The 21,865-nt window shown below is 54.8% G+C and carries 20 protein-coding genes and 4 tRNA genes; 12 read left to right on the top strand and 12 right to left on the bottom strand.

The window, feature by feature from the left end:
• Positions 1–51: 51 nt before the first annotated feature.
• The gene (gene gcvH, locus SR894_RS10655) at positions 52–441 is read right to left on the bottom strand and encodes a glycine cleavage system protein GcvH (RefSeq protein WP_133732550.1); all 390 of its coding nucleotides are present in this window, start codon (positions 439–441) and stop codon (positions 52–54) included.
• A gap of 387 nt (positions 442–828) precedes the next feature.
• On the opposite strand from gcvH, the gene SR894_RS10650 reads away from it, so the two are divergent.
• Together SR894_RS10650 and gcvT are read left to right on the top strand one after the other, a co-directional pair.
• Positions 829–2,238 (top strand): alanine/glycine:cation symporter family protein, encoded by a 1,410-nt coding sequence (locus SR894_RS10650; protein WP_133732549.1) that lies wholly within the window; start codon positions 829–831, stop codon positions 2,236–2,238.
• 144 nt (positions 2,239–2,382) lie between these two features.
• Entirely contained in the window at positions 2,383–3,495 is a 1,113-nt protein-coding gene (gene gcvT / locus SR894_RS10645; RefSeq protein ID WP_133732548.1) for a glycine cleavage system aminomethyltransferase GcvT, read from the top strand.
• A gap of 94 nt (positions 3,496–3,589) precedes the next feature.
• Here gcvT and SR894_RS10640 read toward each other — a convergent pair whose 3' ends face one another.
• From SR894_RS10640 to SR894_RS10630, 3 genes are all read right to left on the bottom strand, one after another.
• Entirely contained in the window at positions 3,590–4,387 is a 798-nt protein-coding gene (locus tag SR894_RS10640; RefSeq protein WP_133732575.1) for a LysM peptidoglycan-binding domain-containing protein, read from the bottom strand.
• 116 nt (positions 4,388–4,503) lie between these two features.
• A complete protein-coding gene (locus SR894_RS10635) occupies positions 4,504–5,385 on the bottom strand; it encodes an acyltransferase (protein WP_133732547.1) in 882 nt (293 codons plus the stop codon).
• A 101-nt stretch (positions 5,386–5,486) separates the two neighbouring features.
• Positions 5,487–6,383, bottom strand: coding sequence for a LysR family transcriptional regulator (locus SR894_RS10630; protein ID WP_133732546.1), 897 nt, complete (start codon positions 6,381–6,383; stop codon positions 5,487–5,489).
• 161 nt (positions 6,384–6,544) lie between these two features.
• Here SR894_RS10630 and SR894_RS10625 point away from each other — a divergent pair, with 161 nt between their 5' ends.
• Together SR894_RS10625 and SR894_RS10620 are read left to right on the top strand one after the other, a co-directional pair.
• Entirely contained in the window at positions 6,545–7,243 is a 699-nt protein-coding gene (locus tag SR894_RS10625; RefSeq protein ID WP_064232851.1) for a CoA transferase subunit A, read from the top strand.
• Positions 7,244–7,306: 63 nt separating this feature from the next.
• Positions 7,307–7,972, top strand: coding sequence for a CoA transferase subunit B (locus tag SR894_RS10620; protein ID WP_064232850.1), 666 nt, complete (start codon positions 7,307–7,309; stop codon positions 7,970–7,972).
• Between the two features lie 71 nt (positions 7,973–8,043).
• Here SR894_RS10620 and SR894_RS10615 read toward each other — a convergent pair whose 3' ends face one another.
• Positions 8,044–8,811: a VOC family protein gene (locus SR894_RS10615; RefSeq protein WP_133732544.1), complete on the bottom strand. Its 768-nt coding sequence runs from the start codon at positions 8,809–8,811 to the stop codon at positions 8,044–8,046.
• A 104-nt stretch (positions 8,812–8,915) separates the two neighbouring features.
• Positions 8,916–9,179, bottom strand: a complete 264-nt coding sequence (locus SR894_RS10610; RefSeq protein ID WP_035579179.1) for a GrxA family glutaredoxin — start codon at positions 9,177–9,179, stop codon at positions 8,916–8,918.
• 183 nt (positions 9,180–9,362) lie between these two features.
• Here SR894_RS10610 and hybE point away from each other — a divergent pair, with 183 nt between their 5' ends.
• Both hybE and SR894_RS10600 read left to right on the top strand, forming a co-directional pair.
• Positions 9,363–9,788 (top strand): [NiFe]-hydrogenase assembly chaperone HybE, encoded by a 426-nt coding sequence (gene hybE / locus SR894_RS10605; protein WP_133732543.1) that lies wholly within the window; start codon positions 9,363–9,365, stop codon positions 9,786–9,788.
• Positions 9,789–9,861: 73 nt separating this feature from the next.
• Positions 9,862–10,635 carry a 3-hydroxybutyrate dehydrogenase gene (locus SR894_RS10600; RefSeq protein WP_133732542.1) on the top strand — a complete coding sequence of 258 codons (774 nt, stop codon included), beginning with the start codon at positions 9,862–9,864 and terminating at the stop codon, positions 10,633–10,635.
• Positions 10,636–10,694: 59 nt separating this feature from the next.
• Here SR894_RS10600 and SR894_RS10595 read toward each other — a convergent pair whose 3' ends face one another.
• The 3 genes from SR894_RS10595 to SR894_RS10585 are packed head-to-tail and all read right to left on the bottom strand — an operon-like array spanning position 10,695 to position 12,973.
• A complete protein-coding gene (locus SR894_RS10595) occupies positions 10,695–11,234 on the bottom strand; it encodes a response regulator transcription factor (RefSeq protein ID WP_009286672.1) in 540 nt (179 codons plus the stop codon).
• Between the two features lie 43 nt (positions 11,235–11,277).
• On the bottom strand, positions 11,278–12,549 hold the full coding sequence (locus SR894_RS10590) for an ATP-binding protein (protein WP_133732541.1): 1,272 nt from the start codon (positions 12,547–12,549) through the stop codon (positions 11,278–11,280).
• A 7-nt stretch (positions 12,550–12,556) separates the two neighbouring features.
• On the bottom strand, positions 12,557–12,973 hold the full coding sequence (locus SR894_RS10585) for a hypothetical protein (RefSeq protein WP_133732540.1): 417 nt from the start codon (positions 12,971–12,973) through the stop codon (positions 12,557–12,559).
• Between the two features lie 226 nt (positions 12,974–13,199).
• On the opposite strand from SR894_RS10585, the gene pyrC reads away from it, so the two are divergent.
• Positions 13,200–14,237, top strand: a complete 1,038-nt coding sequence (pyrC, locus tag SR894_RS10580; RefSeq protein ID WP_133732539.1) for a dihydroorotase — start codon at positions 13,200–13,202, stop codon at positions 14,235–14,237.
• A gap of 175 nt (positions 14,238–14,412) precedes the next feature.
• Positions 14,413–15,732, top strand: coding sequence for an IS1380 family transposase (locus SR894_RS10575; protein ID WP_031218338.1), 1,320 nt, complete (start codon positions 14,413–14,415; stop codon positions 15,730–15,732).
• Between the two features lie 167 nt (positions 15,733–15,899).
• On the opposite strand, the gene mtnN is transcribed toward SR894_RS10575, so the two are convergent.
• Both mtnN and folD read right to left on the bottom strand, forming a co-directional pair.
• Positions 15,900–16,607: a 5'-methylthioadenosine/S-adenosylhomocysteine nucleosidase gene (gene mtnN / locus SR894_RS10570; protein WP_133732538.1), complete on the bottom strand. Its 708-nt coding sequence runs from the start codon at positions 16,605–16,607 to the stop codon at positions 15,900–15,902.
• 39 nt (positions 16,608–16,646) lie between these two features.
• Complete coding sequence (folD, locus tag SR894_RS10565) at positions 16,647–17,519, bottom strand: bifunctional methylenetetrahydrofolate dehydrogenase/methenyltetrahydrofolate cyclohydrolase FolD (protein ID WP_133732537.1); 873 nt, start codon at positions 17,517–17,519, stop codon at positions 16,647–16,649.
• Between the two features lie 209 nt (positions 17,520–17,728).
• Between folD and SR894_RS10560 the strand changes: the two genes are divergently transcribed.
• The 4 genes from SR894_RS10560 (at position 17,729) to SR894_RS10545 (ending at position 18,283) form a co-directional block, all read left to right on the top strand.
• Positions 17,729–17,805: transfer RNA gene (locus SR894_RS10560), tRNA-Pro, on the top strand.
• Between the two features lie 92 nt (positions 17,806–17,897).
• A tRNA-Arg gene (locus SR894_RS10555) sits at positions 17,898–17,974 on the top strand.
• A gap of 76 nt (positions 17,975–18,050) precedes the next feature.
• A tRNA-His gene (locus tag SR894_RS10550) sits at positions 18,051–18,125 on the top strand.
• A gap of 83 nt (positions 18,126–18,208) precedes the next feature.
• Positions 18,209–18,283, top strand: a tRNA-His gene (locus tag SR894_RS10545).
• A 119-nt stretch (positions 18,284–18,402) separates the two neighbouring features.
• Here SR894_RS10545 and amt read toward each other — a convergent pair.
• On the bottom strand, positions 18,403–21,783 hold the full coding sequence (amt, locus tag SR894_RS10540; protein ID WP_223288888.1) for an ammonium transporter: 3,381 nt from the start codon (positions 21,781–21,783) through the stop codon (positions 18,403–18,405).
• Between the last annotated feature and the right edge of the window lie 82 nt (positions 21,784–21,865).

Raw genomic sequence — 21,865 nt, 5'->3', positions numbered from 1 at the left:
CCCGCCATAAAGGATAAAGGCAGGCCCTAATATATGATTCAGCGACCGCCTTTAGTCGTCGGCGCTTAGCGTTGCTTGATAGGCATCTGCGTCAAGCAGGCTATCAAGTGAGTCGCTGTCTAAACGCACTTTCATAATCCAACCGCCTTCGTAAGGGGATTCATTGACTGTTTCGGGGGCGTCTTCCAGGGCGTCATTGACTTCGATGACTTCGCCAACAACTGGGGAGTAGAGATCAGAAGCGGCTTTGACCGATTCGATAACGCCAAACTCTTGGCCTTTGCTCAGGGCTGTTCCCACTTCAGGCAGTTCAACAAACACAACATCACCTAGCGCCTGCTGGGCGTGATCAGTAATACCCACGGTCACGGTGCCGTCTTGATTATCAAGCACCCACTCGTGGCTTTCAGCGTAGCGGAGATTGGAAGGAAGATTGCTCATGATGTTTTCCTATATGAAACAGTTTCTGGGCCCGAGCATACTAGCGTTTGTCGCTCGCCTTGGCGAATAGTGGCTAGGGTAGGTCGAGCGAATAAGCGAGCATGTTAACGTGTTTCCAATCGGAAACAAATTTCTTCGTTGCTCCATGGCGTGCTTAGTAGCGTTATCTGTCTAGATACTTTTGCGCCTGGGTGCAGACGTCGGATTATGAAAAAAGCGGTATCCTCTATGCACAAGCGACATCACCCTAGATGCTTGCTAAGTTTATGGTGTAAAACGTTTACATCCTATGCTAACCAGCCATAGCGACGTCACATAAAACCACTAGATGGTAGCCAATCAACAATACACACCACCATTGCATACCAACAAAGCGAGGAAATGAACATGGAAGCATTAACTAGCCTCTTAGGGGCAATCAACGGCGTGGTCTGGGGGCCCGTCATGTTGATTCTGCTACTCGGTGTGGGGATTTACCTGCAGCTTGGCTTGAAACTGATGCCGATTAGAAAGCTCGGCATGGGTTTCAAGCTAATGTGGGCGGGGCGTGATGCGAAACCTGGGGTGGGTAAAGCGGCGCCAGCCAAAGAGGGTGACGAAGGGGAAATATCGCCTTTTGACGCCTTGATGACCGCGCTCTCTGCGACCATCGGCACCGGTAATATTGCCGGGGTCGCCACGGCCATTGCGTTAGGGGGCCCCGGCGCTGTGTTTTGGATGTGGATTACCGCACTGGTAGGGATGGCCACTAAATTTGCCGAAGCGGTGCTGGCCGTGCGCTATCGTGAAACCGATAGCACAGGTTACCACGTGGGTGGGCCGATGTTTTACATCAAGAATGGCCTGGGTAAAAAGTGGCTATGGCTGGGCGGTCTGTTCTCATTTTTTGGCGCTGTCGCAGCCTTTGGGATCGGCAACACCGTCCAGTCCAACTCCGTTGCTGATGCCATGGACGCCACATTCGGCGTGCCGCATTGGCTCACGGGTGTGGTCATTATGGTACTTGCTGGCGCGGTGATTCTGGGCGGTATCAAGCGTATTGCTAAAGTGGCGGGCAAGTTGGTGCCGATTATGGGCATTGCCTATGTAGTCGCTGGCTTGTTGGTATTGATCGTCAATGCCGGGCAGATCGGTGAAGCCTTTGGTTTGATCTTCTACTACGCCTTTAACCCCATGGCGGCTGCAGGTGGTTTCGCAGGTGCCGCCGTCATGGCGGCGATTCGTTTTGGTGTGGCACGCGGGATCTTCTCCAACGAAGCGGGTTTGGGTAGTGCACCTATCGCACACGCAGCGGCAAAAACTAAAAACCCGGTGCGCCAGGGCTTAATCGCGATGCTGGGTACCTTTATCGATACCATTATTGTGTGCACGATTACCGCGCTGGTGATTTTGACCTCAACGGTTTGGCAAGAAGGTGAAGCGGGGGCATCGCTGACCGCGCTTTCGTTTGACGCTGCACTGCCTGGCTTTGGTAATCAGATTGTCGCCATTGCATTGGCGATTTTTGCCTTTACTACCATCCTTGGCTGGTCATTTTACGGCGAGAAGTGCTGCCAGTTCCTGTTTGGTACGCGCTCAATTATGATCTATCGGGTGCTGTTCGTACTGGCCATCCCCCTGGGTGCTATCGCTCAACTGGGCTTTATCTGGCTCATGGCGGATACCTTCAACGCTATGATGGCGATCCCGAACCTGATTGCCTTGGCACTGCTTTCGCCGGTAGTCTTTAAACTAACCAAGGACTATTTCGACGGTAAAGACGTACTGCCGGGTGAAGAGCTGGATCACGACCAATAATATCCGCAGCGCGTAAAAGGCGCTGTAGGTGAAGACAAAACGTGAATGACAGTAGAGTCGGGAAGACACTTAAGCAGTGGCTTCCCGTCTCTTTTTTAAGTCAAGCATTTATCAGTGAATAATTTTTAAGTGAGGAATGCCCCCATGTCCGAATTAAAGCAAACACCGCTGCACGCGCTACACCTCAAACTAGGTGCCAAGATGGTGCCGTTTGCGGGCTACGATATGCCGGTGCAGTACCCGCCGGGGGTCAAAAAAGAGCATGAGCACACCCGTCAAAAGTGCGGGCTGTTCGATGTCTCCCATATGGGGCAGATTAGTGTTTCGGGTGACAACGCTGCCGAGGCCTTGGAAACCCTGATACCTGCGGATTTGGTAGGGCTTGAAGTGGGCGCGCAGCGTTACGGGCTTTTCACCAGCAACGAAGGCGGCATTATCGATGACCTGATGGTGGTCAACGCAGGTGATCATTTCTATTTAGTCGTGAACGCAGCTTGTAAAGATCAAGACCTGGCTCACCTGCGCCTCAATTTGGCATCGACCCATACCGTCGAGCCCCTGGATCGGGGGTTGCTGGCGCTTCAGGGGCCCCAGGCACGGGATGTTATGCAGCGGCTTTGCCCGGAAGCCTGTGAACTTGTGTTTATGCAGCATGGCCGCTTCACCATTGCCGGTCATGAAGTGTGGGTGAGCCGCAGCGGCTATACCGGTGAAGATGGTTTTGAAATTTCCGTCGCCGCCGATGCTTGCGAAGCCTTCGCTGAGCAACTGCTAGCTGAGCCCGAAGTCGAAGCGATTGGCCTGGGAGCGCGGGACTCGCTGCGTTTGGAAGCGGGTTTATGCCTCTATGGTCACGATATGGACGAGCAAACTACCCCGGTAGAAGCTGGGCTGATCTGGGCCATTGGCAAGCCGCGTCGCCGTAGTGGCGAGCGTGCCGGTGGTTTTCCGGGCGCTGACGTGATTCTGCATCAGATCGAGGCCAAAGATCACACCCGCAAGCGAGTTGGGCTGTTAGCTGAAGGCCGTGCACCGGTGCGTGAGGGTGCGCAGCTGCTGGATGAGGCGGGCAATGAGATTGGGGTGGTGACCTCCGGTAGTTTTGGCCCAAGTGTTGGTAAACCGGTGGCGATGGGTTATGTCACTCGTGAACTGGAAACGCCGCAAAGTGCCGTGTTCGCGCTAGTACGCGGTAAGCAGCTACCCATGGTGGTAACCCCCATGCCGTTTGTAAAACCAGGTTACTATCGCGGTTAAAAGCGCGCCCATCTACCCACGGCCCCTCCTTAGCTAGGGGCCGTTGCTTTATAAAGGGCAGTAATGCGAAAGACGGTATTACCAAGCGAGTGTTTTAGCGCAGCACCTGCTTGGGATCGATGGGTTTGCCGCCTTGGCGTAAATCAAAGAGTAGATCATAGCGCTGGGTGGCACTGCTTTGACCTACCTCACAAAGCGGGTCTCCCGCGCTAACCTGTTTGCCTACCTCGACCAAAATACGCTCGCAAAGGGCGTATACGGTCTGGAGATTATCGGCATGGTGCACAATCACCACTTCACCTAGCTGGCGCATGCCGTCGGCAAAACGTACCTCCCCAGGGGCGACGGATTTAGCCTGGGCGCCAGCTTGAGTAGCCAGCAGCATGGGCTGCAGGGTGCCACGGCTGTCCGGCCCGAAGCGACGAACCACGCGATAATCATCCAGCGGCCAGGGCCAGCGCCTGGCTGAAGAGGGCAATGCCTGGCTAGTTGCGCTACTGGTGGGCGCCGCGGCAGGCTTGTTAGCGCTTGATGAGCCACTGCTACTCGCCGTGCGTTGCGATGAGCTGCGCGGCGTTGAACCGCCAAGGGGTAGGCTGACCACTTGGCCTATTCTTAAGCTTGTGGGGGAGGCGCTAGGGTTGGCGCTCTGGATGCGGCCACTGGTGGTGCCAAAATGTCGAGCGATGCTCGAAAACGTATCGCCGGGACGGATTTGGTAGCGGTAAGGGCCGCCGGAAGGGGCCCGTTCTTGTTGAGTGGGAATGAGCAGGCGCTGGCCAATTTCCAGGCGCCGCGCATCGACGCCAGGGTTAAAACGCTGCAAGCGTTCCAGCGGCACGTTAGCCCGAGCCGCCAGTTTACCCAGTGTGTCGCCACGCTGTACTTGCACCCAGTCGCCACTGATCTGGCTGGCGCTTGGGGCGGCCGCTCGCTGGGTTGGCGATGGGGGAGCGCTGGAGCAGCCGGTCATTAGTGCCGCTAACAGCCAGACGGTAAGCCAACCCGCTAGTCGTGATCGGTTCGGCTGTCCAGCATGCCATCTTTTTCCAACCAGAGTGCATTGATCCATGTGTGGAAGCGTTCCTTATGCTGCTTTTCTTCGTGGTTATCTGATGCGTACATCCACTCAGGAATGCTGAGTTGCCTTGCCTGTAAGGTGACGGGCGCCTCCTTGCCGCATAAAAAGCCCCAAAACGTCGGCGAGGGGTTGGCGTAGCTGATCGTCACATCCAGGATACCATCCAATTGGTTGCCTAACAGGCTAAGTACCTGGGCAATGCCGCCCGCTTTGGGGCGTAATAAATGACGGTAGGGGCTCTGCTGGGCATCGCGTTTGGCAACTGAGAAGCGGGTACCCTCGACAAAATTAAAAATCGCAATGGGCGAGAGACGTGCCTGATGACACATACGCTCAGTAGCGGCTCGATCAATGGTGGCCAGTTTAGGGTTTTTAGCCACTTGCTCGCGGGTAAAGCGGCGCATAAAAGGGAACTCTAGTGCCCAAAAAGCCAACCCTACGATGGGAATCCAGATTAATTGACGCTTTAGGAAAAAGCGTGGCATGGGGATACGCCGATGCAGCGCCATCAATAGCATAAAAATATCAGTCCAGCTGCGGTGGTTGGAGATCACCAGCCACCACTGCTGCGGGCTCAAATTATCGGGTACGCTTGCGTGTAGCACGGGTTTAAGCCAGTGCCGCATCCACCAGAGGTTTACACCTATCCAGTTTAACGCGACGCCATTCAGTCCCTGAAGTACTAACTGTTGCAGCCGTTGCCCTGGGGCGATGACTTTAAGCAGCGTCAGCAGAATGAGAGGTACGCCCCAGAACAGCGTGTTGAGCGTTAGCAGCAGTGCGCTAACCAGCCCTTTAAAAATAGGCATACCGCGTTTCCTTACCGTCAGACCAATAACGTAATACTGAATGCTAAATGATCCTAGCCACGCTGCCCAGCAGAAACCTAGTGCATCATCTCAGTCATGGGCTAGTCGATAGACAGTGAAGGTGCTTGAACGGTCTTAAGGAGGACGGTGCGCAGTGCATGGGCGGCTACGGAGAGCTCTTGGTGGGTCAAAATGCCGACTCGGCAGGAAATGGCGGGCGCAGTCAGCGGGATACAGCGGGCACCCAATTCATGCATTTGACGAATGCACATGGAAGGCACAGCGCTGACGCCCAGACCGTCGGCGACCATTCTTCCCACCGTAGAGAGCTGGTGGCTTTCAAAGGCCACTGTGAGCTCCGTATCCTGTTTGCTCAGCTCCTGTTCCAATATACGACGTACCATGGAGGGGCGCTGAAGAGTAATAAAGTCGTGGCTTAGCAGCGTCGACCAGGCGAGTTGAGTGGTCTGGGTTAACGGAGAGTCAGCCGGTACGACAGCCACAAAATGGTCTTCAAACAGCGGTGTAAACAACAGGCTGCCGGCCCCTTCAGGGGACAAAGCGATCCCCATCTCTACCTGGCGGGAGCGCACCATGGCGGTGACCTCCTCATTGATGACATCGTGAACGGTAATGTTGATCTTGGGGTGCTGCTGGCGAAATTTAACCAGCGCCGCAGGGAGTAAGCTACAGGCAAAGGCGGGCATCGCCGCGACGCTGAGCCGTCCCAGTTGAAGAGTGAAGCGTTGGCGCAAACGCTCCTCGGTATTGTCCCATTGAGCCAGCAGATGTTTGGCTAGCGGTAGCAGCGACTCGCCTTCTGGGGTTAATCTGACGCTACGGGTGCTGCGAATGAGTAGTTTACCCCCAAGGGACTCCTCCAGGCCTTTAATCGCCAGACTTAGCGCCGGTTGAGATAAATGCAGTCGCTCGCAGGCTTGGGTAAAGCTGAGGGTTTGGGCGACCGCCAGGAAGGCGCGAAGCTGTTTGACGGTCATAAAACACCTTTTATAAGTTTTAAAAATAAATTAATAAGAAAAACAAACTTAACAAATATATCATCTCGCACAACACTGGCACTATCGTAAGCTTCAATGCGCGAATTTTTGACAATACTCATCTACGATAATACTGATCAACAACAATGTGAGGCACAACAATGGCAGGATTCGATAAGCGGGTAGCTTCCTACGAAGAGGCAATGGAAGGCATCGAGAGCGGCATGACCGTCATTGCCGGTGGCTTCGGGCTCTGCGGTATTCCCGAAAACCTGATTGCCGAAATCAAGCGCCGCGGCGTCAATGACCTCACCGTGGTTTCCAATAACTGTGGCGTGGACGGTTTTGGTCTGGGGATCCTGCTTGAAGACCGCCAAATCAGTAAAATTCTAGCCTCTTACGTAGGCGAAAATGCCTTGTTCGAGAAGCAAATGCTTAACGATGAGATTGAGGTAGTGTTAACGCCCCAAGGCACATTGGCGGAAAAAATGCGCGCAGGCGGCGCTGGCATTCCCGCTTTCTATACGGCGACTGGCTACGGCACGCCGATTGGTGAGGGTAAAGAGGTTCGCGAGTTTAATGGCCGTCACTGTATTTTGGAAGAAGCTATCGTCGGTGATTTTGCCATTGTGAAAGGCTGGAAGGCAGATCGCTATGGCAACGTGATGTATCGCCATACGGCGCAAAACTTTAACCCCATGGCTGCCACGGCGGGGAAAATCACCGTGGTGGAAGTTGAAGAAATCGTTGAGCCGGGTGAGCTTGAGCCTAGCCAGATCCATACCCCGGGGATTTATGTGGATCGGATTATTCAGGGCACGTTTGAAAAGCGGATCGAGAAACGCACGGTGCGCAGCTAACGCGCCACGCCTTCAAACGTAACACTTGCTTATCATTTAACGATTCAACAAGAGGAAGTCACCATGGCTTTAACACGAGAACAGATGGCTCAGCGTGTCGCCCGCGAACTTCAAGATGGTTTTTACGTCAACTTGGGCATTGGTATTCCTACCCTGGTTGCCAACTACATTCCGGATGGCATCGATGTCATGCTGCAATCCGAGAACGGACTGCTTGGGATGGGCCGCTACCCCACCGAGGACGAGCTCGATGCAGACATGATCAATGCGGGTAAAGAGACGGTGACGGTTCGCCCAGGCGCGGCGATTTTTTCTTCCGCAGAATCGTTTGCGATGATTCGTGGCGGTCACGTGGATCTTACTGTGCTGGGTGCTTTTGAGGTGGATCAGCAAGGCAACATCGCTTCATGGATGATTCCTGGAAAGTTGATCAAAGGAATGGGCGGGGCCATGGATCTGGTTGCCGGTGCCGAAAACATCATTTGCACCATGACCCACGCCTCTAAGCATGGCGAATCCAAGCTGCTGGAAAAATGCGAACTCCCGTTAACTGGCGCAGGCTGCATTAATCGTGTGTTGACGGATCTCGCTTACCTTGAAATCAAAGACGGTGCCTTTATCCTCAAGGAGCGTGCACCGGGTGTAAGCGTTGAGGAGATCATCGAGAAGACGGCGGGCAAGTTGATTGTGCCTGACCATGTTCCTGAAATGACGTTTGATGCCGAATAAGCACCTCGCCTGTTAGCCAGAAGGTGAAGCAGGTGACTCATTGAGGCGCTAGCACTGTTGCCGTTAGCGCCTTATGCCATTTCACAACGTGTATGGTGGGGCAGTAGTACATCGGCAATACGCTCGTGGTTATCCTCAACGTGCTTTTGGACTAACGCCAGACCGCCTAAACAGAGGCGATGCTCATCGCCTTCGGCGAAAACAGTTTTTTGCGGCGTGGTGGGATAGAAGCGATGATCCAACAGCGAAGACACCGTGAAGACGCCGTTTTGTTGTCCTTGCAGACTTGGCATCCCCACCTCGGTGAGGCGTTGATCCAAAACTGTCAAAGGCTCACCAAGCTGACCGCAATCAAAGCCAGCGTGGTGCAAGCGTGGGCCCATCACCGCTATCCAGGCAGCCAAGGGGTGCGCTTGCTGTAGCTGCTGATAGAGCGCCCAGCTAGGCATCGGCCAAGGGCGACCGCGGCAGAGTAAATTATGGCCTTTGCAATCCTGAGGATGGGACTGTTGCACTAACCCTTCAATGGCTTCTCGTGGCGCCTTGGACAGTGTGCCTATTTGCAATTCTGCTAGCACTAGCCAACTGCTGCCGTCGCTCGGGGCGAGCAGTTGCACTAACAGTCCTTTATCGGCCATGGCGTAGTGACCCATCGGGCGATAGCCCATATGGGCTAAGTTGCCGGTAAGCGCGGCAGCGGTAAAAGGGCCGTAATTGAGTGTAACTAGCGTTAAATACTCGGCTGCGGTTGATAGCGGCCACAGCCTGAGAGCGCCGATATCGGGATGGGTATGAACATAGTCAAGCCACAGCTGCTGAACGAACTCCTGACGCTGCATGGTGAACTCCTTGCCTAAAGTGGCACACCTAGCGTGAGCCATTAAATAACTGCTTATTATAGGCAAGCGAGGTAAGCAAGGGTTCAACGGGTATTAACGACTGGTTAAACGGCAAGCAACTGCTGGTCGCGGACAAACTGATCAAATTCAGTAAAGCCGCCCACATGGGCTTGATCGACAAATACCTGCGGGACAGTGTGAATGGGTTTACCTGCCGTTTTGGCGATATCTTCTTTAGTGACGCCTTCGGAAGGCATGTCTACATAACGATATCCCTCAATTTTACCGACCTTTTCCAAGTGCTCGGCAAGCTGTTTTGCGCGCACACAGAAGGGACATGACATCCGACCAAAAATAACCACAAACATAGAGGGCGCTCCATTACGATAAGCAGAGTAAGTTACCAGGTAGTTAGTAACTGAAGGTTAAATAGCCGTTGGCTAAACGATAAATTAGCGCCCATTGTGGCTGAGCAGAGCACGTTTCGCCAATAGCAGCTCGCTACACGGATCATTAATACCGGTTATCAGTTGGAAAAAATGAATAAGCCTATGCAAACGCTCACCGCTGACGAATACACCTTCCTTGCTGAACTGGCGAAGGCGTACCGAGATGTGCACTTGCCATCCATTAAACAAAAAAGTGACTGGAACCCGCATTTAGGGGTTGATGCGCTATGCTTTCAGCATCATGGCGCTGAGCACATGGTGGGGGCGTTGATTACGCCCTGTGAGCTTTGGCTGGTCGCGGTGCCTGACCGGAATCAGCTTACTGCGCCTTTGGCGGATATCCTGACGCTCTCACTTCCATCAGGCGCATACCAATTATCCTTTGAGCACCTGCCGGGCGGCTATGAATTCTACAAGCGCGCCATTTTGCATGAGTTGGGTGAGCTGGAGAGCATGCAGGAGGCCGCAAGGCTGGCGCAGCAAATGATGTCGCGTTTAATGCAACCCGCAGCAGAGTCCAGCGCCTAGACCCGGATAGCTATACTGACACTGTTTAAATTGATAGTGCGTACCATCCACGTAGTGAAAAAGGAAATAGCCTATGACTTCCCAAGCCGTTACAACGCCGCGAGTTGCGCTGGTAACCGGTACTAGCAGCGGCATCGGCGCCGCTGTGGTTAAGCACTTTTGCGAATTAGGACATCAAGTGCTTGCCGTCGATTTTAATCCGTCGGGTAAGGCAGTCGCTGAAAAAGCCGGTGCTGCTTTCTTTGAAGCAGATCTAACCGACCCCAATGCCTGCCGTGCGGCGGTGGCAGATGCGGTTAAGCGCTTTGGCGGTGTGGATATATTGGTCAATAATGCTGGCATTCAGCACGTTGCGTCGATTGAGACCTTTCCCGAAGAGAAGTGGCGTCAGATTATGGATCTGATGCTGACGGCGCCTTTCTTGCTCACACAGGCCGCGTGGCCGCATATGCGTGAAAAGGGCTGGGGCCGCATCGTAAACGTGGCCTCGATACACGCTCAGGTGGCTTCACCGGGTAAGGCAGCGTACATCAGCGCCAAACACGGCATGATTGGTTTGACCAAGACAGCGGCGCTAGAGGGCGGCGAACAAGGCATCACTGCTAATGCGGTATGTCCTGCCTATGTAAAAACTCCGCTCGTGGACAATCAAATCGCCGACCAGGCCAAATTGCACGGTATGGACGAACAGGAAGTCATCGAAAAAGTCATGCTCAAACAGGCGGCCATCAAGCGCCTGATCGAGCCTGAAGAGGTGGCGCAATTAGTCGCTTACCTGGCATCCGACGCAGCCGGTGCCGTGACTGGCTCAAGCTTTAATATCGATTTAGGCTGGACGGCGCATTAATTAATCAGTTTGGCCCCGCCAGTGGCCGTTGGCGGGGTGCTTGTGCCTTGTTGCAGGCTTTAACGCCGTACCGGGCGTTTTTGTAATTTGCGCTGCAGGGTGCGGCGATGCATGCCTAGTGCCCGTGCGGTTGCGGATATATTGCCGTCGTGCTCCTGCAGCACTTTCTGAATATGCTCCCAGGTGATGCGGTTTATCGATGGCGGATTGTCAGCAAGCTCAATATCCGGGTCGCCGCTCTGGCGCTCAAACGCGGTTAATACATCGTCGGCATCCACCGGTTTACACAGGTAATTAACTGCGCCGAGTTTAATCGCCTCCACAGCGGTGGCGATGCTGGAGTAGCCGGTCAGCACCACAATGCGACACTGGGGGACGGTAGCAAGCAGCTCGGGAAGCAGTTTTAAGCCTGAACTGTTTTCCAGTTTTAAATCAAGGGTCGCCATAGTAGGTGAATGCTGCGCGGCCATGGTTAGGGCCTGCTCGGCATCGTGGGCAACGATAACGTCGTAACCGCGGCGCGTTAGCGCACGGTTCAGCACATGACAAAACATTTCATCGTCATCAATGATCAGCAGGCGTTGCTCTCGCGTTTGCATGTTGTCCTCAATCCATTACTGGCGGTGCTTGGGGCGGGGGCGATTAATTTGGTGCTGCGCAGCGAGGCAGCGTCACTTCCGTTAGCGTACCCCCCTCCGGATGATTATACAGGCTTACGCCGCCACCAAAGCGATTGATGGTGGCATGGGTTAAAAACAAACCGATACCCATGCCTTTGCTTTTAGTTGAAATAAACGTCTCACCCAGCTGGTCGGCAATCGACATGGCGACACCTGGGCCATGATCACGAATATCGATCACCACGCTCTCACTTTGCCAGTCTAAGCGTATAGCAATGTGCTCAGGGTTGGCGTCAGCGGCGTTATTGAGCAAATTGGTCAATGCTTGGTCGAGCGTGGCATCGACGGCCAGCCAAGGCCTACCGCGTTTTTCTGCCACATCGAACTGATGGCTTACATCAGGACGAAGCACCAACCAGCGCTGAACAACACCCGCTAACCACACTTCGGCGTCGAGCACTTCGGGTTCTGCCATACGGCGCCGGTCAGCGTTGGAGACCAAATTTTGTAGACGTGATTTGCATACGTCTACCTGCTGGCGCAGTAAGTTAATGTCCTGATCAAGCGTCGAATCGGGGAGGGCATCGGCCTGCATCTCTTTGAGGAGGACTGCCATGGTAGAGAGTGGTGTGCCCAGTTCGTGGGCAGTGCCCGCAGCCTGGGTTGCGACCGCCAACACCTGCTCATTGCGCAGGGCCGCTTCCCGAGTGCGGGAGAGTGCCTGATCACGGCTGCGCAGGGCATGAGCCATTTTATAGATAAAAAATGTCACCAGGCCAGCAGAGAGGCCAAAGTTAAGCCACATGCCTAGTATATGCAGGCTCAAAGGGCTATCACTATTAATGTGACCCAACTGGGGGATGGGGTAGTAAGAGAACATTAAAAAGGTGTAGCCCGCCATGGAGCAGGCGGCAATAATCCAGGCGTGGCGCCAGGGCAGGGTGGCGGCGGCGATGGTGACCGGCACCAGGTAGTAAGTAATAAAAGGGTTGGTGGAACCGCCCGAGAAATAGAACAGCAGCGTTAAGCCGGTAATATCGGCGAGCAGATGCAGCAGATACTCTAGATGCGTCACTGCACGTGGCCGCCCTAGCCGCCACCAGGTGGCGATATTGAGTACGCCCATGGAAATGACCACGCTCACCACGGCGGTCACCGGTAAGTCAAAGGCCAGCAGCTCAACACCGACAACAATGGCCAATAAAAAACCGGTCCAGGTGATGCCGCGCACAATAGTCAGCCGCACCAGGTTGCGGTTGGGCGTAGAAAGCGGAAGGGGTAAGGCAGTTTGCATGTCGGGCTTATTTGGTCTTGGCTTTAAAGCCATGAATGATAAATTTTATCAGCAGGGTCATGACGTAGGTGGTCCAGCCTGCCGATGCCAATATATTAAACAGCAACATTTTAGGCGGCAGCCAGGCGCTACCCAGTAAAGCTTCAAGCATGATGTGGAAGAACATGGCCAGCAGCAGCGGCAGGGCCAGGGTGTGGATCCACATATCGGTGCGCCGCTTGCGAATATGGTAGCGGCGTAGCAAATAACGCAGTGGCCGATGGGCCCAGCAAAAAACCACCAGGGCCCCAATCACCAGTAAGCTAGCGAGAGTGGGTTCTGTGCTGCCGATATGAACGGAGAGTGAAATCGACCAAGCAAGGCTTAGCCACATCAATCCTTCCAGGCTGGCAATAATATCCGCATAGCGGCGCACGTTCTGCATAAACAACTAAATCCTTAGCGTCAAAAAACTAACTTTTAATAAACGACTGTTCAAAACTCGCCGTTAGATCTGATCTTAAAAGAACCATGGCTTAACAACAGCGTTGCCATAATACGATACTTGGGCTGGGGTGTGGGCGCTTGAGGAGCGGATTTATCCCATCGCGCAATTGCGTATACTGTACACGGCGTATTTTACCCGATTTAACATCATTACAGGACTTGCCGTGGACACTGTGACATTGACCCGCCCCGACGATTGGCACCTTCACTTGCGCGACGATGAGGCGCTCAAAGCGGTAGTAGGCCATACCGCCGCGCAAATGGGGCGGGCGATCATTATGCCCAATCTTACCCCGCCAGTTACCACAACGGCCCAGGCGCTTGAGTATCGTCAGCGTATTCTCAATGCCCTGCCAGTGGGTAGTACCTTCGAACCCCTGATGGTGCTCTATCTCACCGATACAACCCCACCGGAAGAGATCGAACGCGCGGCTCAAAGTGGCATTGTTAACGCCGTGAAGCTTTACCCTGCGGGTGCGACGACTAACTCCGACTCTGGCGTGACCGATTTGGCCCATTGCGACGCAACTATCGAAATGATGGCTAAGGTTGGCATGCCACTTTTGGTGCACGGTGAAGTCACCCATGCTGAGATCGATATTTTTGATCGCGAAGCGGTATTCATTGAAACAGTGCTAAAACCGCTGCTGGATCGCCATCCAGCGCTGAAAGTCGTGTGTGAGCATATCACCACCCAACAAGCCGCTGAGTTTGTTGCCCAGGCGCCGGATAACGTAGCCGCGACCATTACCGCCCATCATCTGTTGTTTAACCGCAATAAGATGCTGGTGGGAGGTATTCGTCCTCACTACTACTGCCTACCCATCCTAAAGCGCGAGCAGCATCGCCAAGCGCTGCTTAAAGCGGCCACTAGCGGTAGTCATAAGTTCTTTTTGGGCACCGATAGTGCACCTCACTCCCAGGGCGCTAAAGAGTCAAGTTGCGGCTGTGCCGGTGCCTATACCGCCCCCGCGGCCATTGAGCTTTACGCCACTGCCTTCGATGAAATGGATGCCTTGGACAAGCTGGAAGCCTTCGCCAGCCTTAACGGGCCGCGTTTTTATGGCCTATTGCCCAACCCGGATACCATTACGCTTGAACGACGCGAGTGGACGCTGCCGGAGAGTTACCCTTATGCCCAAGGAGAGAAAATTATCCCCTTGCTGGCGGGTGAGGCGCTGAGCTGGGCGGTTAGTTCTTAACAAGCTGGTTCTTAACAAGCTAGGTCTTAACAAGTGCCGTCGACGCTATAACGGTCGACGGCATCAAACGCTTAGCAGGCCCTGCTAGCCTGGATATTGCATAAGACATGAAAAAGGCGGCTGAAAATCGGTTATAATTCAAGCTCCTACACAAGAACCAACCGCCTCAGCCGCCATGACAAAATGTACCACGCCGTCCGCTTCCTTTCCACGCTGCAAAGGCCGTCAGGTCATCGCCCGTTTCGATGGCGGTGATCTCACTTCCGACGGCGGTATCCTGCTGCTGCGGCAGCTCGATCGCGAGATGGGCCTGACCCGCGCCGTCGCTCGCCGGCTCAGCGACGAGCGCGACGCTCAGCGCTGCCTGCATCGCACCGAAACCCTGGTCCGGCAGCGCGTGTTCGGCCTGGCGCTGGGCTATGAGGATCTCAATGACCACCAGGCCCTGCGTCACGATATCGCCCTGCAGACCGCCGTCGATACCGATGGCGTGCTGGCCAGTCAGTCCACCTTGTGCCGCTTCGAGCAGCAAGCCGACCGGGACTGGGCGATCACCATCCACGAAGAGATGATCGAGCAGTTCATCCGCTCGTTCCGGCGGCCACCCAAGAAACCGCTCTACCTCGACTTCGATGCCACCGACGATCGGGTGCATGGCCAGCAGCTCGGGCGGCACTTCAACGGCTACTACAACCACTACATCTTCCTGCCGCTGTTCGTATTCTGTGGCGACCAGCTGCTGGTCAGCTATCTGCGTCCGGCCTCGCTGGATGCCGCTCACCACGCCGGTGCCATCCTCGCCCTGTTGGTCCGGCGGCTGCGCCAGGCGTGGCCTGAGGTGAAGATCGTCTTCCGAGGCGACAGCGGCTTCTGCCGTCCACTGATCCTCAACTGGTGTGACCGCCACGGCGTCGATTACATCATCGGCCTCGCCGGCAACAAGCGCTTGGCCAAGCTGGCTCTGAACATCGACTACGCGTCGGCCATCCGCTTCGAGAAGACCTGGGAGAAGGAGCGTGTCTTCGGCTTCATCGAGTACGCTGCCAAGAGCTGGAAGGAGCGTCGACGAAAGGTCATCGTCAAGTCCGAGACCAGCCGGCGTGGCTTCAACACCCGCTATGTGGTCACCAGCCTGCGCGGCTGCAGCGCCGAGTGGCTCTATGACCACCGCTACTGTGCTCGGGGCGAGATGGAGAACCGTATCAAGGAGCAGCAGTTCCTGTTCTCCGACCGCACCAGCTGCCACGAATGGTGGCCCAACCAGTACCGACTGCTGCTGTCGGGGTTGGCCTACCTGCTGCTGGAGCGGCTGCGCCGGGTCTACCTCAAGCGCACCGCCTTCGCCCAGGCCCAGGTCAACACCCTCCGCCTGAAGCTGCTGAAGATCGGCGCTGTCATCACCCGCAACACGCGCACGATTCGGCTGATGTTGAGCAGCCAGTACCCGGAGCAGGACCTCTTCCTGAAGCTGGCCAGCAAGCTGGTGCCGGGATAGCGCCGCGGCGTGCTGTCCCCGGCACAGAAAACACATGGGGGTAGGGGGAAATGCGCCTTGAGCTCAGGAAATTGATCAATATATAGCCAACTTCCAGCTCTGGGCGGCATCATCGCCACCAAACCTGGCATTTGGGTGCTGCTGACCAACCCGATGCAACATCCGGGCTAGGCGTTGCCAAGTTGCTTAAGCATTTGATCAACCATGCGCGATGAGTGGTCGGCTGCCACTTCCAGAAACTCATCGAAGGAGAGGTGGTTGTCGCCGCTGCCGGGAATATCAGAGAGCGCTCGGATCACCACAAAAGGGCATTGGTATAGGTGGCACGTTTGAGCAATGGCGGCGCCTTCCATCTCTACTGCAAGCATGCTGGGGAACTGGGCGCGGGTAGCGTCTACCCGGGCAGGGTCAGCCATAAAGGCGTCACCTGTGGCGATCAAACCTTCACGCACCTGGACCTCACCTAACGAGGCGATGGCGTTACGCGCCACCTCTCGCAGTGATGTGTCCGCTAAATAAGCAGCGGGCATGCCTGGTACTTGGCCTATCTCGTAGCCAAATACTACGGCGTCAACGTCATGATGACGTACTTCGTCTGAAATAATCACATCGCCAATGGCTAAATCTGCGGCAAAGCCACCGGCGGATCCGGTGTTGATTATGGCGTCGGGCTGATGGCGCTCTAATAAAATAGCGGTGCCTACCGCGGCGTTGACTTTGCCAATCCCCGACTGCAGTACGATGATCTCAAGGCCGTAACGCGTGCCGGTATGAAATACAAAACCAGCGTGCTCATATCGCTGGGGGTTATCCAGCTGGCCCACCAACGTGCTTACTTCCTGCGCCATTGCGCCAATAATACCAATACGCTTCACTGCGCCATGCTCCTGCATAAAAGGGTAATGTTGTTTAATTTAGGCGTGCTCTAAGAGAGCTAAATCGTGCTGCTCAGCGGCTTCAAGGGTATTTTCCAGCAGCGTTGCAACGGTCATTGGCCCAACGCCTCCGGGGACGGGGGTGATAAAGCTAGCGCGTTCGGCGGCGGCTGCAAAATCAAGATCGCCTTTAAGCGTGCCATCGTTCTGGCGGTTAATACCCACGTCGATCACGATAGCGCCGGGCTTAATCCACTCGCCGTTGACAACACCCTGTTTGCCGACAGCCACGACTAAAATGTCGGCGCGGCTTACGTGCTCTTTGAGGTTCTGCGTAAAGCGATGACAAACGGTGGTCGTACAACCCGCTAGCATTAGTTCTAGCGCCATCGGGCGGCCGACGATGTTAGAAGCGCCCACCACGGTGGCGTCTAAGCCGCGTAGCTCAATATCACTCTGTGCCAGTAGGGTCATTATTCCTTTCGGCGTGCAGGGGCGCAGGGCGGGCATACGCTGGGCTAAGCGACCAATGTTGTAGGGGTGGAAACCATCGATATCTTTGCCCGGAAGAATACGCTCTAAAATTGGCCCAGCATCGAGATGCTTGGGTAGCGGCAGTTGAACCAGGATGCCATCCACGGCTGGGTCGCTGTTCAGTTCGTCAACCAGGGTTTCCAACTCATGCTGTGAGGTTGTAGCGGGCAGAGCATGCTGAAAGGAGATAATGCCTGCTTGCTCGCAGGCGCGGTGCTTATTACTCACATACACATGAGAGGCGGGATCGTCCCCGACCACAACCACGGCTAGTCCCGGTGCCCGCCCGCCTGCTTGACGGCGTGCAGCGATCTTTTCGGCAACCTGTTGGCGGACTGTAGCAGCGATGGCTTTGCCATCGATTAGTTGGGCGGTCATGTAATGGAATCCCTGTGGATGTTAAAAATGGCCTAGGCATTAAAGCGCTCATGCAGCAGCGCTTTAAAGACTGTAATTTTCGCACGCTGGGGCATCCAGGCAAAGCGCCTTCACTAACAATCACTTTAATGGTTGACTTTAAAATTAAAAATAGTAATATATGCCTCGCTTGAGACGGGCAGCACGGTAGCGTCTAAGGTGATGAAAATCGGGATGTAGCGCAGTCTGGTAGCGCGCCTGCTTTGGGAGCAGGATGTCGGGGGTTCGAATCCCTCCATCCCGACCAATCACTTAGCATGAAAGGTAGTAGTTTGCTTTTCCAAGCTGCAGTTGTGGTCTAGTGCTCATCGGTATTCGTTTGTAATGAATACTATATGTGCGCCCATAGCTCAACCGGATAGAGCAACGGCCTTCTAAGCCGTAGGTTGCGGGTTCGATTCCTGCTGGGCGTGCCACCTAATTCAGTGGTAACAACCTGTCAGAATCATATCTTCAAGCGCATACTATTTGTTCTACGTAAGATTGTCTTTGGTGGGTGTAGCTCAGGGGTAGAGCCCCGGATTGTGACTCCGGTGGTCGTGGGTTCAAATCCCATCATCCACCCCAGTGACAATATTTGCGTTTCCAGTTTTTAGATTTGTACGAAAATGCGGCGAGAGCAGGCAGTTTTCGACAAAGCTCAGGTTGTGGTGGGTGTAGCTCAGTGGTAGAGCCCCGGATTGTGACTCCGGTGGTCGTGGGTTCAAGTCCCATCATCCACCCCATTACCCCAGTATATATTGCTTCTACTATCTTCCATTTCTTTTAGTTAATTCCTTTTTTAGAGACTATGCCCTTAACTGGGATTTCTGTGTTTCTGGCTTTTAGGATCCTCTCGTTGTAGCTAACGCGGCATCACCTTAATGCGGTTACCCGCCATATGGGTGAGCGGCTCAGGCCTGCCAAGCAAATACCCCTGTGCGTAGTTGATGCCCATGTGGTGCAAAATATCCAGCGTTGCCTGGGTTTCCACAAATTCAGCAATGGTTTCAATTCCTAACGCCTTGCCGACGGCATGAATCGCCTCAACCATCGCTCGGTCAATCGGATCCTGATGCACATTGCGGATAAAATTACCGTCAATTTTCAAGTAATCGACGGGCAACTGCTTCAGATAACTAAAAGAGGAGAGGCCGGTGCCAAAGTCATCCAGCGCAAAGCGGCAGCCGTACTCTTTAAGGGTGACAATTAGTTCACTCACGCTTGAGAGTTGGGCAATGGCGGTGCTCTCGGTAATTTCAAAACAGAGCGTGCCGTGGGGCAGGCCTGCCATGGCTACCTGAGTAATAAGGTCGTGACAAAAATCCGCATCGGAAAGCGACGCGCCTGAAAGGTTGATCCCCCATAAACTGTGAGCTGGCAGCGTCGCGTGGCGGTTTTGATCCCCTAGCCAGGCTAGGGTGTTACGAATCACCCAACGGTCAATGCGCACCATAAAGTGATAACGCTCGGCAGCGGGTAGAAAGCTACCAGGCGCGATGATCTCTCCATGCTCTTCAAGCCGCAGCAGAATTTCCCGGTAGCCAGGGCCAGCGGCGCAAATGGCTGCAATGGGCTGGGCGAAAAGACGGAAGGTGTCGTTATCCAAGCCATTTTGTAAGCGTTGCACCCACTGGAGTTCGCCGTGTTTTTCCAGTAATGCATGATCGTCAGGCTGATAGCAGTGGATGCGATTGCGGCCTGCCTCTTTCGCGGCGTAGCACGCAGCATCAGAGGCGTGGAGAGCCTGGCTCAACTGCATGGGCTGAGTGGCGTTGAGTTCAACCAAACCAATGCTAACGCCGATGCCAAAGGTATGGCCCTGCCAAGAAAAACGATACTGCTCAATATCGCAGCGAAGCGCTTCCGCAATCGTCAATGCTCGCTCTATACCGCAGTCGGGTAGCAACAAAGCGAATTCATCGCCTCCCAAGCGGGCGGCGATATCGCTGCTGCGCACATGGTTCTTCAGTTTTAACGCCACCTGTCGTAGCAGCTCGTCTCCAGCGAGATGGCCGCAGGTGTCATTGACGATTTTGAATTGATCGAGATCCAGGTAGCACAGCACATGGTGGCCATCGTCGCGATTAAGTATCGCGGTCAGTGCCGATTCGAAGGCGCGGCGGTTGAGCAGGTCGGTTAGGTTGTCATGACTGACCTGATAGCTCAGCTGTTCGGTCAGTTGGCGAGTGAGGCTAACATCCTGAAAAACAACCACTGCACCTAGGGTAATGCCGCTGCGCGAACGTATTGGTGAAGCGCTGTGTTGGATGGGGGTATGCGTGTGATCACGATTCACCAGTAGGCAGTGCTCGGTGGAGTGCACCGGCGTTAGTTGGGTGAGCACTTGCCGGGCTGGGTTGTTTAGCGGTTGACCACTGGCTTCCTCGAGTAATCGATACACCATGTAAATGGGTTTATCCATGGCCTCTTCGAGTGTCCATCCGGTCAAGCGCTTAGCTTCCGCATTGATAAACGTTACGTTGCCACTAGCGTCACAGGTAATAACGCCATCGCCGATCGATGCCAGGGTAGTGCGGGCAAGGTCGCGTTCACGGTTTAACTGCTCCTGCAGCTGTTTGCGCTCGGTAATGTCGCGCACCATGCCTGAGCGCTCTGACGCGGATCCGCTGGCGCCTTCGCTAACTTGTATTTCCAGGTAGCGCACCTGCATATCTGCGCCGCGGCGCTTAATTTCATGGCGTGCTCCGGGGCTGAGGGAGCGGGTCGGCAATAGCTGCGAGACAGGTTGGCCAATAATCTGTTTGGCCTCGACCTCGAAGAGTTGCTCCGCCCCAGGGTTAAGGCTGGTCAGAGTGCCGTCTGCCTGCCAGGTAATCACGCCATCACGGAGATTGCGCAGCATCACGCGGGTATGTCCAACGGCGCTTTCAAGGGCAGCCGTTACGCGATTATAGCTCGCCGCTATTTCGCCCACTTCGGTGAACGGGTCTGCCTCAATTCGCTGGCGCATATCACCCTGCTGTTCATGCTGGCGCATATGCTCAAGTAGTTGGTTCAACTCATTCTTGGCGCCATGCTCGGCGAGATTGAGGCCCATCTTTTCTGCTTCAGGTGAGACGCGCATGGGCAGGAAGCGTCGGGTGGTTCGGAATAGCAGCCAGGCGCTGCCAAAGCTCCAAACGCCGCACACCAAAACGCCGGTCAACTGAACGCCAAACTGAGCGGATCGAGACAAGCCGCTATCAAGCAGTGTTAAGTCAGCCACCCAGGGGAGTGCTAGCGTACCCCATACGCCTGCCACGAGGTGCGAAGGTATGGCGCTGACTGCATCATCAATGTGTTTACTTATCAGCCATTCGCTGGTCAGTACCATCAGTACGCCGCTAACCGCACCCAGCCCAAATGCCGCCGATAAGGAGATCACGTGCGCGCTGGCGGTGACGGCGACCAAGCCCGCAATGGCGCCATTAATCGCATACATAACGTCGGCGTAACGCCGAGTGCGTAGCCCCATCAGCATGCCCGAAAGGATGCCGCCGACGGCGCCCAAAACCGTATTGGCTATGATGCCGGGGATTTGCTCGGTAACGGCCAGGGTGCTGCCGCCGTTAAAACCAAACCAGCCTAAGATCATAAACAGCGCGCCCAGCATGGCCAGAGGCAGGTTGCCCGAAGGGAAAGCAGTGGGTGGTTTGCCATGGGTGAAACGGCCGCTGCGTGGGCCGATACAGAGTACCGCTGCCAGCGCGACCCAGCCGCCCACGCTATGCACAACAGTGGATCCCGCAAAGTCGACAAACCCAAGCGCCCCTAGCCAGCCTTCCGCGCCACCCAAAAGTCCGCCCCATGCCCAGTGACCAAAGACCGGATAGATAAGCAGAGCTATCCAGAGGGCCGTCCAGGTATAGGCTGCAAAGGGCATGCGTTCTGCCACCGCCCCCGACACAATGGTAGCGGCGGTAGCGCAGAACATTGCTTGGAAAATAAAAACGGTAATCACCCAGTGGCTGGAAGCTTCTAACTGCCAACCAAACAGTGCTGTGCCGATTAAGCCTTGGTAGGAGTCGCCAAACATGAGCCCAAAACCGACTAACCAAAAAACGCTGACGGCAATGGCAAAGTCCGCTACGTTTTTCATAGCGACGTTGATAGCGTTCTTGGTGCGCGTAGTGCCTGCTTCCAGGCAGAGAAAGCCTGCTTGCATCACAAATACCAGGGCTGCGGCCCAGAGCACCCAGAGTGTGTCAAGCAGTGGGCTATGCAAATCTAGCGTGGCAGGCATAGTGTTTTCCTTAGCAACTTTTGGTGCAAGTGCGCTTCTTTTTGGTGCTTTGATGGTTTTGCGCGGATGGGTGGGAAGCCGT

Origin of the sequence: Vreelandella neptunia, assembly GCF_034479615.1 — a bacterium.
GTDB lineage: Bacteria > Pseudomonadota > Gammaproteobacteria > Pseudomonadales > Halomonadaceae > Vreelandella > Vreelandella neptunia.
Note: the sequence above shows the minus strand (reverse complement) of the source record. Positions and strands in the feature narration are given on the sequence as shown.